This is a genomic window from Dermacoccus sp. GAS27A, assembly GCF_044909235.1.
In the GTDB taxonomy this organism is placed as follows: domain Bacteria; phylum Actinomycetota; class Actinomycetes; order Actinomycetales; family Dermatophilaceae; genus Dermacoccus; species Dermacoccus nishinomiyaensis.
In genome coordinates this window covers 21793-36364 of sequence record NZ_JBIYDW010000002.1, presented here as the reverse complement: position 1 = coordinate 36364, position 14572 = coordinate 21793, and the positions used below count along the sequence as shown (strand labels likewise).

The 14572-nt window shown below is 69.1% G+C and carries 14 protein-coding genes; 11 read left to right on the top strand and 3 right to left on the bottom strand.

All coding sequences use genetic code 11. The features are described 5' to 3' along the window. The first annotated feature begins 63 nt into the window (after positions 1–63). From ABH936_RS02095 to ABH936_RS02085, 3 genes are all read left to right on the top strand, one after another. On the top strand, positions 64–1038 hold the full coding sequence (locus tag ABH936_RS02095; protein ID WP_404602430.1) for an NAD(P)-dependent oxidoreductase: 975 nt from the start codon (positions 64–66) through the stop codon (positions 1036–1038). Positions 1039–1217: 179 nt separating this feature from the next. After that, on the top strand, positions 1218–2708 hold the full coding sequence (locus tag ABH936_RS02090; RefSeq protein WP_006943506.1) for a CoA-acylating methylmalonate-semialdehyde dehydrogenase: 1491 nt from the start codon (positions 1218–1220) through the stop codon (positions 2706–2708). A 278-nt stretch (positions 2709–2986) separates the two neighbouring features. Next, a complete protein-coding gene (locus ABH936_RS02085; RefSeq protein WP_241725309.1) occupies positions 2987–3805 on the top strand; it encodes a trypsin-like peptidase domain-containing protein in 819 nt (272 codons plus the stop codon). A 79-nt stretch (positions 3806–3884) separates the two neighbouring features. Here ABH936_RS02085 and ABH936_RS02080 read toward each other — a convergent pair whose 3' ends face one another. Further along, positions 3885–4478 (bottom strand): pentapeptide repeat-containing protein, encoded by a 594-nt coding sequence (locus ABH936_RS02080; protein WP_038570010.1) that lies wholly within the window; start codon positions 4476–4478, stop codon positions 3885–3887. A gap of 142 nt (positions 4479–4620) precedes the next feature. Between ABH936_RS02080 and ABH936_RS02075 the strand changes: the two genes are divergently transcribed. Together ABH936_RS02075 and ABH936_RS02070 are read left to right on the top strand one after the other, a co-directional pair. Beyond that, entirely contained in the window at positions 4621–5514 is an 894-nt protein-coding gene (locus ABH936_RS02075; protein WP_038566425.1) for an ATP-binding cassette domain-containing protein, read from the top strand. Beyond that, the gene (locus ABH936_RS02070; RefSeq protein WP_404602426.1) at positions 5511–6455 is read left to right on the top strand and encodes an ABC transporter permease; all 945 of its coding nucleotides are present in this window, start codon (positions 5511–5513) and stop codon (positions 6453–6455) included. Before ABH936_RS02075 ends, ABH936_RS02070 begins: the two co-directional genes overlap by 4 nt. 183 nt (positions 6456–6638) lie before the next feature. Here ABH936_RS02070 and ABH936_RS02065 read toward each other — a convergent pair whose 3' ends face one another. Further along, on the bottom strand, positions 6639–7784 hold the full coding sequence (locus tag ABH936_RS02065; RefSeq protein WP_404602424.1) for a threonine/serine dehydratase: 1146 nt from the start codon (positions 7782–7784) through the stop codon (positions 6639–6641). A gap of 89 nt (positions 7785–7873) precedes the next feature. Here ABH936_RS02065 and ABH936_RS02060 point away from each other — a divergent pair, with 89 nt between their 5' ends. Next, the gene (locus ABH936_RS02060; RefSeq protein WP_241725333.1) at positions 7874–8767 is read left to right on the top strand and encodes a LysR family transcriptional regulator; all 894 of its coding nucleotides are present in this window, start codon (positions 7874–7876) and stop codon (positions 8765–8767) included. A gap of 129 nt (positions 8768–8896) precedes the next feature. On the opposite strand, the gene ABH936_RS02055 is transcribed toward ABH936_RS02060, so the two are convergent. Further along, entirely contained in the window at positions 8897–9415 is a 519-nt protein-coding gene (locus ABH936_RS02055) for a VOC family protein (protein WP_404602422.1), read from the bottom strand. Positions 9416–9540: 125 nt separating this feature from the next. Here ABH936_RS02055 and ahpC point away from each other — a divergent pair, with 125 nt between their 5' ends. The 5 genes from ahpC (at position 9541) to ABH936_RS02030 (ending at position 14534) form a co-directional block, all read left to right on the top strand. Beyond that, positions 9541–10104, top strand: a complete 564-nt coding sequence (gene ahpC, locus ABH936_RS02050; RefSeq protein ID WP_038570018.1) for an alkyl hydroperoxide reductase subunit C — start codon at positions 9541–9543, stop codon at positions 10102–10104. 383 nt (positions 10105–10487) lie between these two features. Further along, a complete protein-coding gene (gene ahpF, locus ABH936_RS02045) occupies positions 10488–12038 on the top strand; it encodes an alkyl hydroperoxide reductase subunit F (protein WP_404602419.1) in 1551 nt (516 codons plus the stop codon). A 171-nt stretch (positions 12039–12209) separates the two neighbouring features. Then, positions 12210–12896 (top strand): hypothetical protein, encoded by a 687-nt coding sequence (locus ABH936_RS02040; protein WP_404602417.1) that lies wholly within the window; start codon positions 12210–12212, stop codon positions 12894–12896. A gap of 133 nt (positions 12897–13029) precedes the next feature. Beyond that, positions 13030–14058 carry a hypothetical protein gene (locus ABH936_RS02035; RefSeq protein ID WP_074040112.1) on the top strand — a complete coding sequence of 343 codons (1029 nt, stop codon included), beginning with the start codon at positions 13030–13032 and terminating at the stop codon, positions 14056–14058. A 62-nt stretch (positions 14059–14120) separates the two neighbouring features. Beyond that, positions 14121–14534, top strand: coding sequence for a rhodanese-like domain-containing protein (locus ABH936_RS02030; RefSeq protein WP_074040152.1), 414 nt, complete (start codon positions 14121–14123; stop codon positions 14532–14534). The last annotated feature ends 38 nt before the right edge of the window (positions 14535–14572 follow it).

Here is a 14572-nt window from a genome sequence, read left to right as displayed (position 1 = left end):
ATCGAGCATCGTCGCTCACGCCCACCCATGGCGTGTGCGCACCCACGACCCCAGGGGAGCATCATGACCACCGTCGCGTTCATCGGCCTCGGAAACATGGGCCTGCCCATGGCGAAGAACCTCATCGCGGCAGGTTTCACCGTCCGCGGCCACGACGTCGTCGATGCCTGCCGCGCGGCTGCCGCCGACGCGGGCGTCGAGCTGGCCGGCAGCGCGTCGGAGGCCATGGAAGGCGCCGACGCCGTCATCACGATGCTGCCCAAGGGCGAGCACGTGCGCGCCGTCTACTTCGGAGCTGCTCAGGCGGCCGACGGCTCCCAACCCTCGAACGACGACGGCATCCTCGCCCATGCGACGCCCGAGCAGATGCTCATCGACTCCTCGACCGTCGACATCGCGACCTGCCAGGCCGTGCACGACGCGGCCGCCGCGAAGGGCCTGCACTTCGTCGACGCGCCCGTCAGCGGTGGAATCTCCGGCGCCGAGGCCGGCTCGCTGACGTTCATGGTCGGCGGTGCGGACGCCGACGTCGAACGTGCGCGCCGGTTCATCGAGCCCATGTGCGGCAACTTCTTCGCCACGGGCGGCCCGACGACGGGTGAGGCCGCGAAGATCGTCAACAACATGATGCTGTTCGTCGCCGTGCAGGGCCTCTCGGAAGCGGCCACGCTCGCGAAGAAGCTCGGCCTCGATGCGAAGACGTTCCACCAGATCGCGAGCGTCTCCTCGGGCAACTCGTGGGCGCTGCAGACGTGGTATCCCGTGCCCGGCGTCGTCGAGACGGCCGCGGTCAACAACGAGTTCGCCGCGTCGTTCCGCGCGGATCTGGCGCTCAAGGACATCGGTCTCGCCCTCGCTGCCGCGGCCGATCACGGCCTGCACCTGCCCGCGACGGGCCTGTCCGCGCAACGCCTCGCCGAAGCCGTCGACGGTGGTGGCGGCGAGCTCGACTGCACCGTCGTCATCGCCGCCGTCGACCCTGACGCCGAAGGCCTGCCCGAGGGCTACGTCCACGGCGGCGCACGCCGCGACGCCTGACCGAACGCCCGCGCGAGTCGCGTGGCCACGGACGACCAGTCCCGGCCCGACGCGGCACCATCGCTGGCCCCACGCGCCACCACCACCGAGCCCGACGCGGCGCTCGCACCACTGACCACCCAGAACCCCGCAGACAGCCACGAGCGCATCGCGGGACCCACGAGACGAAGGTGTGAACCATGAGTGACATCAAGCAGATCGGCCACTGGATCAACGGCGGCGAGGTCGCCGGAACCGGCCGAGAACAGGACGTGTTCAACCCCGCGACGGGTGAGGTGAGCGGTCGCGTCGCGCTCGCGAGCGTCAGTGACCTCGAGCAGGCCGTCGACGCCGCACGTGCCGCCCTGCCGGCCTGGCGCGCGACCGGCCTGACGAAGCGCGCCGCCGTCATGTTCAAGCTGCGCGAGATCGTCACGGCGAAGAGCGACGAACTCGCGCGCATCATCACGGCTGAGCACGGCAAGGTCGTCTCGGACGCCGCGGGCGAGGTCGTGCGCGGCCTCGAGAACGTCGAGTACTGCGCGGGCCTCATGCACCACCTCAAGGGCGAGTTCTCCGAGCAGGTCTCCTCGGGCGTCGACGTCCACTCGGTGCGCCAGCCCGTCGGCGTCGTCGCGTGCATCACGCCGTTCAACTTCCCGGCCATGGTGCCGCTGTGGATGGTGACGACGGCGATCGCGTGCGGCAACACCGTCATCCTCAAGCCGAGCGAGCGCGACCCCTCCGCCGCGCTGTGGATCGCGCAGGCGTTCAAGGACGCCGGCCTGCCCGACGGTGTGCTCAACGTCGTCAACGGCGACAAGGAGGCCGTCGACGGCATCCTCGACCATGACGACATCAAGGCCGTCTCCTTCGTCGGATCGACCCCGATCGCGCAGTACATCTACGAGCGCGCGTCGAAGAACGGCAAGCGCGTGCAGGCGCTCGGCGGCGCGAAGAACCACATGGTCGTCATGCCGGACGCCGACCTCGATGCCGCCGCCGACGCCGCCGTCAGCGCCGCGTACGGATCGGCGGGCGAGCGCTGCATGGCCGTGTCGGTGCTCGTCGCCGTCGGGGAGGTCGCCGACCCGCTCGTCGACAAGATCGCCGAGCGCATGGGCAAGCTCGTCATCGGTGACGGCTTCGACGAGCGCTCCGAGATGGGTCCGCTCATCACGCGCGAGGCGCGCGACCGCGTCGCCTCGTACGTCGCCGGCGCCACCGACGAGGGTGCGCGCGTCGTCGTGGATGGCCGCGAGAAGCACTTCGACGAGAGCGGCTTCTTCATCGGCACGAGCCTCGTCGACCACGTCAAGCCCGGCATGAAGGTCTATGACGAGGAGATCTTCGGCCCGGTGCTGTCGGTCGTGCGCGTCGAGACGTTCGAGGACGCCGTCGAACTCATCAACGCGAACCAGTTCGCCAACGGCGTCGCGATCTTCACGCGTGACGGCAAGAGCGCCCGCGAGTTCGAGTTCGCCATCGAGGTCGGCATGGTCGGCGTCAACGTGCCGATCCCGGTGCCCGTCGGCTCGTTCAGCTTCGGCGGCTGGAAGAAGTCGCTGTTCGGCGACACCCACATGTACGGCGCGGAGGCGTTCAACTTCTACACGCGCCGCAAGGTCGTCACGACGCGCTGGCCCGACCCGACGCAGAGCCAGGTCGACCTCGGGTTCCCGACGAACTGACGATCGATGCCACAAGGCCGGGTGCAGGTCGCGTGTTTCACGTGAAACATGCAAGACGCACCCGGCTTTCTCGTGCTCCACACCGACGCGCCTCTCTCCCGAGTGCAAGCCCCGTCTTGCGTGCGGGTCGTGACCAGAGCGTCATGACTGGCCACCCTTGAACGCGTTGCAGATGTACTGCGCCCACCCTCCATGGGGGGAGAGCTGCGTAACGCTGCCTGCCGCCACGCCGATGTACCACACGGTACGAAGCATGCCCGCGCGGTCGAGGAGGTGTCATGGGTCAGCTGCTCCACCTCACCCGTGCGCGCCGGGCGCTCGTCGCCGCCGGATGCATCGGCGCCCTCGTCTTCACCGCCGCACCGACGGCCGAAGGGGGCCGCACCCTTCAGGCGGCCGGTGCCAACCCGACGTCCCGAACCGGGGTGCTCATCGAACCCTCCGACGGTGGGGACGAAGCGCATTTCTGCACCGCCTCGGTCGTCCACAGTGAGAGCAAGGACGTCATCATGACGGCCGCGCACTGCCTCGGCGGCAAGTCCGACGACCTCGTCTTCGTCCCGCAGTACTCGGGTGGGGCGCGTCCGCTGGGCACGTGGAAGGTGAAGGCCGCGTTCCTCGACTCCGCATGGATGAAGGATCAGGATCCCGACGCCGACGTCGCGTTCTTGAGCATCGAGACGCACGGCAGCGGCAAGAACGTCCAGCACATCGAGGACGCCACGGGCGCCTACGAGCTGGAGGTCGGGCGCTCCCGCGCGGCCGGCACGCCAGTCTCCGTCCAGTCGTACAACAACGACTCCGACATGCCGATCGTCTGCCAGACCACCGTTCTTGACGATGACAACGACCCCGTCTTCCACTGCGACGGGTACTCGACTGGCAGCAGCGGCTCGCCGTGGGTCACGACCGTGACGAGCAAGGGGCACAGCGAGCAGCAGGTCATCGGCGTCATCGGCGGTCATCATCAGGGCGGCTGCTACACGCATACGTCCTACAGCCCGACGTTCGACTCGCGCGATCTCGTGCTGCTCGCCCGCGCCGACGCCGGTGGTGCCGGCGACACGGCCCCCACGCCCGGCGACGACGGCTGCTGACACGACGCGTCTCACCACGGCCTACTCGCCTGGCAACCCGCTGATCGCGCATCCTCCGAGACGCGCGGGCTGATGCCCGTCACCCGATGACGATGCCCTGCGCCGCTGCGACGGCGAGCGCCGCGTCGACGTCCATACGGGTCTGCGCGAAGCGTGCCTGGGCGAGATCGATGCCGTCGACGCGGGCGCCGCGCAGGTCGGCGTCCCGTAGGTCGGCCCCGCGCAGGTTGGCGCCGCTGAGGTCGGCGTCGGCGAAGACCGTTCTGCGCAGGGACGATTCGCTGAGGTCGGCGTCGCTGAGGCGGGCGCCGGTGAAGTCGAGCCCGTCGAGTTTCTGCTGACGCATCGTCACCATCGCCCACTGCCCGCTGACCATCGTCGTGTGGCGCCACCCGCAGTCGGCGAACGTCGAACCGGTCATCTTGCAGCCGTCGAGCGTCGTCATCGCGAACGAGCAACCGCTCAGTGTGGCGCCGGTGAACGCGACCCGCTCGAGTGTGGTGTCGTTGAAGCGGCAGTCGAACAGGGCGCATCCTTCGAACGTCACGTCGACAAGGTCCTTCTCCGTGAAGTCGCACGCCGTGAACCGACAGTCGACGAAGCGGGCCCCGTCGAGGTCGCGCTCGTAGAAGTCGATCCCGACGAACCGCTCGCCGCGCGTCGTGTCACTCATGCGCCCATGCTCGCATCGCGCGCCGCGCATCCATCGCAAGGATGACGCAGGCTCCGTCGCGCGGATGAATCCTCGGTGCCGGGAGGATGAGATGACACGCCGATGCGGCCTGACGCGGCGTGAGCCTCCTAGGGTTGAGACCATGATCACAGTGGAGGGGTTGACCAAGGTCTACGGGAACACCGTGTCGGTCGACAACGTCAGCTTTCAGGCCAAGCCGGGTCGCGTGACCGGCTTCCTCGGCCCGAACGGCGCTGGCAAGTCGACGTGCATGCGGATGATGACGGGGCTGACACCGCCGACGCGGGGTCACGCCACCATCCTCGGCAAGGACTACAGCAAGCTCGATAACCCGGGCCGCCACGTCGGCGTCCTGCTCGACGCGAGCGCGCAGCACGTCGGACGCACCGGGCACGAGGTGCTGACGATCGGCGCGAAGACGATGGGGCTGCCCGCCGACCGAGTCACCGAGATCCTCGACGTCGTCGGCCTGACGCCTGCGGAGGCGAAGCGACGCGTCGGCGACTACTCGCTCGGCATGCGTCAGCGCCTCGGCATCGGGCACGCGCTGCTCGGCGACCCGGACGTGCTCATCCTCGACGAGCCCGCGAACGGTCTCGACCCGGCCGGCATCCGCTGGATGCGCGGGCTGTTGCGCTCGTACGCGGAGCGCGGCGGAACCGTGCTGCTGTCGAGCCACCTGCTGCACGAGGTCGAGCAGGTCGCCGACGACCTCGTCATGATCGGACGCGGACGCATCGTGCGTCAGGGCTCGAAGCAGGAGCTGCTGCGCGGTGCGGGCACGAACGCCGCGAGCACCGACGACGCCGCCCTCGCCTCCGCCCTGCAGGCCGCCGGAATCCCGGTGCAGCGCACCCAGACCGGCATCCACACGCCCGCCGAACCCATCGACGTCGGCCGCGTGGCCGCGCAGCACGGCATCGTGCTCGTCCAGCTCGGCGCCGCCGGTGGTGCGGGCCTCGAAGAGATGTTCCTCAACCTCACCGCCGCCGACTCCCGGGAGGTCGCACGATGAGCACACCGATCAACCCCAACCAGCCGCAGCAGCGTCAGCCGCAGGGCGCGCCGTCGGGACCGCCGCAGATGCAGGGCGCGCCGACAGGGCGCCCCGGCATGCAGCCGCTGTATGCGGGCGGCCCGGGCGGTGGTGTGCTGGATTCGGCCGCGCCGACGCACGCTCGCCTGCCCAAGCGTCTCGGTGACGCCGGCAAGTCGACGCCGATCGGCTTCGGCCAACTGCTCTCCGTCGAGCTGCGCAAGCTGACGGACACCCGCGCCGGCACGTGGCTCATGGCCATCACCGCGTTGCTCATCGTGCTCGCCTCCGCCCTGGTGGCGTACACCGAGCGCGACGGCGTGAAGTTCTTCGACCTCATCGGCGCCACCCTTATCCCGATGAACTATCTCGTGCCGATCCTGGGCATCCTCGCGGTGACGAGCGAGTGGTCACAACGCACCGGGCTCATCACGTTCACCCTCGAACCGCGACGGGGGCGCGTCGTGCTCGCGAAGCTGGCGGCGACGCTCCTCACAGCGGTCACGGCGACGATCGTCGCGCTGGCCGTGGCGGCCGGGCTGACGCTGCTCGTCGGCTCGCTCGGCAGCGGGGACGCCGATTGGCACATGAAGGGCACGGCCTACGCGACGTTGTTCGCCTACATGCTGCTGCAGGCGGGCATGGGCGTCGCGTTCGGCCTTCTCATCCAGAACACGCCCGGTGCGATCTGCGCGTTCCTGTTCATCCCGATCGTCGTCTCCCTGTTCAACCTGGCTGGCGAATGGGGCCAGAAGGCGGCCGAGTGGGTCAACCCGCAGCAGTCGATGGCACCCCTCATCGACGGCTCCGTGAGCGGCGACCAGTGGGGCAAGCTCGCCGTCACGCTCGCGCTGTGGCTCGTGCTGCCGATGGTGCTCGGTTTCGTCCGCCTCACCAAGCGTGAGGTCAAGTCGGCCTGACGTGCTCGACATGACGAACGGGGCCGGTTCCTTCCTGGTGAAGGAGCCGGCCCCGCTCGTTCGTCCTCGGTAGACGCCGTCACTCGCGGATCAGCGGGTCGCCCACGTGGTCATAGCGCCTACCGGGCACCAGCGCCCACCGGGCACCAGTGCTCGCCGCACCTGAGCGGATGCCCTCGAGCGTCAGCTCATCGCTGCAGCGAGGTGCGCCCATTCGTCAGCGCTGACGTTGCCGCCCGTCACGACGACGGCGGCGGTGCCGGAGCTTCGGGCGTTGAGGCCGGTCGTGCCGTGCTGGGTGCCCTGCCGCGCGATGAGACCGGCGAGTGCGGCAGCGCCGGCGCCCTCGGCGAGCACCCGCGCGTGACGGGCGAGAAGCGTTGCAGCGGCGTCGATCTCGTCGTCGGTGACGAGGTCGAAGCCCTGCAGGCCGAGACTGCCGGCGCCGCCCGCGTCGCCGCGCATGATGCTCTGCGGCGTCTCGAAACCGTGCGCCGTCGCGAGGCCGCTGACGCGCGTCGTCGCGGGGCGGCTCTGCATGAAGCCACTCGTCCACGAGTCGTACGCGGCCGTCGCGCCGTCGGACTGCACGCCGATGACGCGCACGTGCGGGGCGACCGCGTCGCGCACGAGGCACGCGCCGGCGGCGCCGGAGCCGCTGCCGATCGGCACGTAGATCTCGTCGATGCTCGGGTTCGACTGCAGCAGTTCGAGATACGCCGTCGCGTGGCCGTGGATGATCGCCGGGTCATTGCCCGGATTGACGAACCGCATGCCGCTCGTCTCCGCAAGGTGGCGGGCGTGAGCGGATGCCTCGGCGAGCGTCGGGCCCTCGATGACGACGTCGGCGCCGAGGGCGCGCACCGCGTCGACCTTGACGCTCGGCGCGCACGCGGGCATGACGATGACGGCGCGCGTCCCGGCCACGCGTGCCGCGAACGCGATCGACTGCGCGTGGTTTCCCGTGGAACAGGTGACGAGACCGGCGGAACGCTCGTCGGTGTCGAGACGGCTCGCGAGCGTGAGGCCGCCACGCACCTTGAACGAGCCCGTCGGGTTCATGTTCTCGTGCTTGACGACGACATCGCGGCCCACCGCGTCACTCAGTGCCGCGTACCGCCACGTCGGCGTGGGCACGAGGTGTGCAGCGAGGACCTCGGCGGCGGCGAGAACGCCGTCGAAGGAGACGACCGGGGTTGCCGAGCCGGTGTCGCCGGTGGCGCCGGTGGCCGGTGCGGCGAGGGCGGGCTTGGCGGGCTGCATCTGCGGGTTCGACGCAAGGTCGTGCGGCGCGGCGGTTTCGCGGGTGGGCAGCGGCAGGATCGTCATGCCTCCAGCGTGCGGGACGGCGAATCATCCGTCCAATACATGCAATCACTCGATCGCATCGATGACGCCGATACATTGAGGGGGTGGAGATGAAACGCCTCGAAGCCCTCGTCGCGCTCGCGCGGGAAGGGACGGTGAGCGCGGCCGCGACGGCTCTGGGCTGCGGGCAACCGACGGTCTCGCACCACCTGCGCCGACTCGAAGAGGAGACCGGCGCCGTGCTCGTGCAGCACGTCGGGCGTGGGGTACGACTGACGCCCGACGGCGCCCGTCTGGCGGCGCGCGGCGAGGAGATCCTCGGCCTGTTGCGGCGCGCGGAGGCGGAACTCGACACCATGACGACGCTCGCTGCCGGGCACGTGCGTCTCGCGGCCTTTCCTTCAGCGTGCAGCACGATCGTGCCGCGGCTGCTCTCGACGCTCGCCGACACAGCACCCGGCCTGACGTTCGACATCGTCGAGGTCGAACCGCCGGAAGCCGCGACGTTGCTGCGCTCGGGGCAGGTCGACGTCGCCATCACGTTCGCGTATTCCGGGCAGCACTTCGACGACGACGTCACCGTCGAACACCTCGGGTGGGACGCGTTGCACCTCGTCGAGCCGTCTCGCGGGGCGTCTGGTGTCGGGGGCGCAACAGCGCTGCGACCGGAGGAGCTGCGCCGACTGTCGAACGCCCGATGGATCGCCGGGTGTGAGCGCTGCCGCACGGGGCTGCTCGATCTGTGCGCGGCCGTCGGCGTCGAGCCCGACATCGGGTTCGCCAGCGACGACGTCGTCGCGGTGCAGGCCCTCGTCGCCGCCGGTTTCGGCGTGACGCTGCTGCCCGCCCTGGCGCTCGCGGGCCACCGCAACCCGGGCGTCGTCACGCATCCCGTCGTTGGCGCGGGGCGCGAACTGCACGTCGCGACGTACGGCGCACCGCCGCGCCCGGCCGCCGTCGAGGAGGTCGTGCAGACCCTGCTCGGCCTGTCGTGGGGCGCGTGACGGCAGATTGAGCCGTGTCTCGACGCTGCGCCGGTTGCGGAGGCGCAGGCTCGTCGGTGCTCGAGGATCATTGCCCGGAAACGCGTCGTGCCTGACGCGTTTCCGGGCGATGTTCGGGCGCGCCGGGCGTCAGGGTGGGCCGTCAAGGCCGAAGATGCCGCCGAACGGATCGACGAGCTGACAGATACTGCGTCCGCCGTCGATGACGAGCGGCCCACGGTGATGGCGTGCGCCGGCAGCGAGCAGCTCCTCGCGGTGGGTGCTGAGATTGCCCGTCGCGAAGTAGGCGACGACGCTGGCACCGAACGGGTTGCGCTCGTCGTCGGCGGGGTGGAAACCGATCTCGACACCGTCGACCTCGACGAACCAGAACCCCGAATCAACTTGCAGGGCAGTCGATTCCAAACGCAGGACGTGCTCGGTGTACCACCGGCATGACGTTTCCGGGTCTCGCGCAAAGATCATGACGCCCCGAAGCGGGGAGGTGTGCTCGTGGGTCGTCGTGGCCCCAGGTTGCCACGGCCGGGCGGTGAACCTGGTCGAGACCCGACCGCGCCGCCGCGAACGAATGTGACCGTAAATCGCAGATGTGTGCACCGCCGTGGGACTGAGAAACCGGAGTACGCCGAAGAGGAGCGGGTCGTTCACGCGATGTTCATGCGGCCCGCTGTTGGACATGGCGACCAGAGACGCTAATATGGAGTCATTCCAGTTAAGGAATGCTTGCGGCGGCGCCACGCTCGCCGCCGACCCCCAACGCGAAGGAGCATGACGTGTCGCTCATCAACACGACCATCAAGCCGTTCAAGGCCACCGCTTTCAAGCAGGGCGAGTTCGTCGAGGTCTCCGAGGCCGACGTCGCCGGCAAGTGGAGCATCTTCTTCTTCTACCCGGCCGACTTCACGTTTGTCTGCCCGACCGAGCTCGGCGACCTCGCCGACTACTACGACGAGCTGCAGAAGCTCGGCGTCGAGGTCTTCTCCGTCTCCACCGACACGCACTTCACGCACAAGGCGTGGCACGGCTCGTCCGAGACGATCGGCAAGATCAACTACGCGATGATCGGCGACCCGACGCTGCAGATCTCCCGCAACTTCGAGATTCTGCGTGAGGACGAGGGCCTCGCCAACCGCGGCACCTTCCTCGTCGACCCCGACGGCGTCATCCAGTTCACCGAGGTCACCTCCGAAGGCATCGGCCGCAACGCCGCCGAACTCGTCCGCAAGGTCAAGGCCGCCCAGTACATCCGCAACCACCCGGGCGAGGTCTGCCCCGCCAAGTGGGAAGAGGGCGCCGAGTCGCTGACCCCGTCGCTGGACCTCGTCGGCAAGATCTGAGTTCAGTTCTCGCAGGCTCAGCCTCCAGGCTCGCTTGATCGTCGCCAGGTCGTGGCCGTCGCCGCCTCACCGTCATCGACGGCGGGGCGGCGCCGGGCCTGGCGTGATCGCTTGAGGTCTGAAACTCGGCATGGCGGAGTTTCAGTCCGCACCGCCCCGGTTGAGGACTGAAACCCTGCAGTGCAGAGTTTTGGCCCTCAGGCCGCGGGTGGAGGGTGACGAGAACGCCCCCAAGGCTCTCGTCGCCGTCCACTCGTGACCTGCCCGCCCCGGATCGTGGGCGTGTCCTCGTCACACCGTGCTTGCACACCCTGCTTGAACACCTCGCCGCCCAGGCCAATCCGTTCTTTTCTCGTTTCCCCGCCGACACCAGGAGGCACCCCATGGCCGTTCTCGATGCCAACATGACAGCCCAGCTGCAGCAGCTGCTCGGCAACCTTCGTGAGCCGATCGTGCTGCGCGCCAGCCTCGACGACTCCGACAAGTCGAAGCAGACCGAAGAGCTCCTCAAGGAGATCGAGGCGCTGCACGACAAGGTGAGCTATGAGCGCACCGACGACAACGAGCGTCGCCCGAGCTTCGAGATCGCTCGCGCCGGCACGGACGTCGGCGTCCACTTCGCGGGTCTGCCGATGGGGCACGAGTTCACGTCGCTCGTCCTCGCGTTGCTGCAGGTCGGTGGTCACCCCGTCAAGATCAGTGACGAGCAGGCGCAGCAGATCCGCGACATCGAGGGCACGTTCAACTTCGAGACGTACATGTCGCTGACGTGCCAGAACTGCCCGGACGTCGTGCAGGCGCTCAACGCGATGAGCGTGCTCAACCCGAACATCCACCACATCGCGATCGAGGGTGGCGCGTTCCAGGACGAGATCGAGGCACGCGACATCAAGGCCGTCCCGACGGTCTACCTCAACGGCGAGGTCTTCGGCCAGGGCCGCATGACCGTCGAAGACTTCATCAGCAAGCTCGACACCGGCGCCGACGCGAAGGCCGCCGCGAAGCTCAGCGAGAAGGAGCCGTTCGGCGTCCTCGTCATCGGTGGTGGCCCCGCGGGCGTGGCGGCCGCGATCTACACCGCGCGCAAGGGCATCCGCACGGGGCTCGTCGCCGAGCGCATCGGTGGTCAGGTGCTCGACACGAACGCCATCGAGAACTTCATCTCGATGCCGTACACGGAGGGCCCCAAGCTCGCCGCCGCGCTGGAGGCGCACCTGCACGAGTACGAGATCGACGTGATGAAGGCGCAGAAGGTCGCGTCCATCACCGACGAGGACGGCCTCAAGAAGGTCGTCACCGAGACGGGCGCCAAACTGCGCGCGAAGCAGCTCATCATCGCGACGGGCGCCCGCTGGCGTCGCATGGGCGTGCCGGGCGAGGAGGAGTACCGCAACAAGGGCGTCACCTTCTGCCCGCACTGCGACGGTCCGCTGTTCAAGGGCAAGAGCGTCGCCGTCATCGGTGGCGGCAACTCCGGCGTCGAGGCTGCGATCGACCTCGCGGGTGTCGTCGGGCACGTCACTGTCGTCGAGTTCCTCGACACGATGCGCGCCGACGACGTGCTGCAGCGCAAGCTCAAGTCGCTGCCCAACGTCGACATCATCCTGTCGGCCGCGACGAGCGAGGTCGTCGGCGACGGCAAGGGCGTCACCGGCCTGACGTACACCGACCGCGAGACGAACGAGAGCAAGAGCATCGACGTCGAGGGCGTGTTCGTCCAGATCGGCCTGCTGCCGGACACCGAGTTCCTCGACGGTGTCGTCGACCTCAACGAGCGCAAGGAGATCGTCATCTCCGACCGCGGCGCGACGTCCGACCCGGCCATCTTCGCCGCCGGCGACGTCACGACCGAGCCGTACAAGCAGATCGTCGTCGCCGAAGGCTCCGGCGCGACGGCCGCACTCGGCGCGTTCGACGCGAGCATCCGCGGCTGATTCGTCAGCGCGTTTCACGTGAAACACCCCGTCCCTCCATGCGAGGGCCGGGGTGTTTCGTCAGCGCATCCACTGGGGCTAAGGGCGCTAAACGGCAACCTCGAGGCATACCGGGGGTAGATCGGTCCGCTCATCGCCGCTACCGAGGCGTTCGGACGGCAGACTGGGGGTGTGAAACGAATCTCACAGATCAGCAGGCGGCCATGGCTGACGACGTGCGTCTGGCTCCTGCTGATCGTGAGCACTCGATACCGCTGGCGCTGGTCGGGCCATGATGTGTGGTTGGGTCCGCATCGATGCAACGTCGATGACCTGTGCGAAGCCTCTGAGGCCGGCACGCATCGCGCCGTTTCACTCATGGCCATCACGCTGCTGTCGATCACCCTCATCGCGCTCAGGATGCTCAAGATTGCTCGCGAGAGTCCGGCGCGGCCGCCCGCTGGTGATGGGGTGGGCCGTCACTCCGCCGGCAACGCGGCGGTGACATTCGGCATCGTCGCGCTGCTCTGCGCGGCAATCCTCGTGCCGACGTACTCCTTCGCGCTGGTCGTGGCCTTGGGGATCGGACCGATGGAGGCCGGCCTCCTGGTGCTTGCAGCGTTCCTCGGACTAGCACGAGCCCTGGGTAGCGTCTTCCGAGATCGATGGCGATGGTGCTCGAGTCGGCGCGCGGAAGCCTGGGGGTTCGCCGTGGCTGCCTGCGCGATCGTCGGGTCGATGGCGGCCATCACCTTCAGTCTCTGGCACGGGCTCAGCGGCGGGGTGTCCGGGGTCCTGCGCCTCGTCGCGCTGACGTGCGTCGGCGCTGCCGTGGTGGGCACGCTCGCGGGCGAAAGATCCCGTCGGGGAGCGCTTTGAATCGATGACGGCTCCCGTCCGACGAGAAGCGGCGGTCGCAACGCCACCGCCCGCGCGTCGATAACGAACGGGTCACGCTCGGTTGCTACCGTGTTGCGTCACCCAATCCATGCCGGGAAGCCCTGGAGGCGTCATGCTCGAGCAGCTGCAGCTCATCCTCAAGGCCCTTCCCTGGACGGGCCCGGCCGTGCTCGGCGGGTTCGTCCTCGCGCTGCTGACGACGTTGCTCTTCCCGACGCGCCGCTCACGCGCCGATCGGCTCGGGTTCGCACTGCTGACGTGGTGTCTCGTCGTCGCGGCCGTCGTGACGTTGAGCCCGGTCAAGAACGACTACTTCGGCGTGCCGACGGCGGGCTGCGACTGGTCGGTGTGGCGGCCTCTGGCCCGTGAGTACTGGTTCAGCGCCGGCTCGCGGCCCCCGAACGTGTGGCTGTTCCTGCCTGCAGGCGTCGGCGTCATGCTGCTCGACGGCGTGTGGCGCAAGATCCTCGGCGTCATGGTGTTGTTCGCGCTGCCGCCGGGCATCGAGACGCTGCAGGATCTCTACCCCGAACTCAAGCGCAGTTGCTCGAGCCAGGACGTCGTCGACAACTGGACGGGTCTCGTGCTCGGCCTGACGCTCGGGCTCGTGCTGGCGATCCTCCTCGCGATCGTGCGTGCCATCTCGCGCGCCTCACGGCGTCGGCGTGAGCGCCGCGCGGGAGTGCTCGAGGGTGGCTCTGCGCAAGGTGCGCACCCGGCGGACGCTCGCACCGACGAGCGTCTCGACGACGCATCGCGCGCCGCCGAGCGTCCCCTCCCGCTCGGTGGCCGCGCCGACAGTCGCCCGTACGACGACTTCGGTGACTTCGACGACACGCCCAGCTCGACGCGGTGGTACGAGCGCTCGGGTGAAGCCGCCGTCGACCACACCCCGCCCTACGGCACGTCACGCGACGAGGCCCGGACGCAGGCGCTTCGGCCCGCGCGAGCCAATGACGGCGACGATGACGCGCGGACGCAGGCCTTCCGTCCCGTGCGCGCCGACAACGGCGATGACGGCGCCCGGACGCAGGCCATGCGCCCCGGACGTCCCGGTCGTGACGTCGGCACTGACGGCGCGAGCGCGCCGCGCCACGGGCGCGGCGGAGACGACGACACCGAGATCATTCGGCGCACATGACCCCGAACAAGGGGACGAACGAAGCCAGGCGACCGTCGCAGGTCCGCCCCACCGGCCCGGCCATGCCAGCTGACAGCGACCGCGGTTCGACCGCCTACCTCGCGCGCGTGCGTCAGGGATGGCGTCGGCTGACACCGCGCCAGGCGTTCGACGAGCAGCAGCGTGGGGCCGTCATCGTCGACACGCGGACGGCGGGGCATCGCGCCGAGAGCGCGAACATCCCGGGTGCGCTCGTCATCGACCGCACCGTGCTCGAGTGGCGTCTCGATCCGAGCAACGCGTGGCGCATCCCGGAGGCGAGCAGCTGGGAGACGCGATACATCGTCATCTGCCGCCACGGTTTCTCCTCGAGCGTCGCGGCGCGGGCGCTTCAGGACGTCGGGCTCGTCAACGCGACCGACGTCATCGGCGGGTACGCAGCCTGGGTCGAGGCGCGTCTGCCGACGACGCACGCCCCCGCCGACGTCCGCTTCTGAGCCGTGCACACCTGCGATTCTGGGTCACATTCGTCCCC

Excerpts from the sequence above, each read along its gene's own strand:
- ABH936_RS02035 (WP_074040112.1), top strand. The coding sequence starts at position 13,030 with ATGCTCGAGCAGCTGCAGCTCATCCTCAAGGCCCTTCCCTGGACGGGC.
- ABH936_RS02085 (WP_241725309.1), top strand. The coding sequence starts at position 2,987 with ATGGGTCAGCTGCTCCACCTCACCCGTGCGCGCCGGGCGCTCGTCGCC.
- ahpF (WP_404602419.1), top strand. The coding sequence starts at position 10,488 with ATGGCCGTTCTCGATGCCAACATGACAGCCCAGCTGCAGCAGCTGCTC.
- ABH936_RS02065 (WP_404602424.1), bottom strand. The coding sequence starts at position 7,784 with ATGACGATCCTGCCGCTGCCCACCCGCGAAACCGCCGCGCCGCACGAC.
- ABH936_RS02095 (WP_404602430.1), top strand. The coding sequence starts at position 64 with ATGACCACCGTCGCGTTCATCGGCCTCGGAAACATGGGCCTGCCCATG.
- ABH936_RS02090 (WP_006943506.1), top strand. The coding sequence starts at position 1,218 with ATGAGTGACATCAAGCAGATCGGCCACTGGATCAACGGCGGCGAGGTC.
- ABH936_RS02030 (WP_074040152.1), top strand. The coding sequence starts at position 14,121 with ATGCCAGCTGACAGCGACCGCGGTTCGACCGCCTACCTCGCGCGCGTG.
- ABH936_RS02080 (WP_038570010.1), bottom strand. The coding sequence starts at position 4,478 with ATGAGTGACACGACGCGCGGCGAGCGGTTCGTCGGGATCGACTTCTAC.
- ABH936_RS02060 (WP_241725333.1), top strand. The coding sequence starts at position 7,874 with ATGAAACGCCTCGAAGCCCTCGTCGCGCTCGCGCGGGAAGGGACGGTG.
- ABH936_RS02075 (WP_038566425.1), top strand. The coding sequence starts at position 4,621 with ATGATCACAGTGGAGGGGTTGACCAAGGTCTACGGGAACACCGTGTCG.
- ABH936_RS02070 (WP_404602426.1), top strand. The coding sequence starts at position 5,511 with ATGAGCACACCGATCAACCCCAACCAGCCGCAGCAGCGTCAGCCGCAG.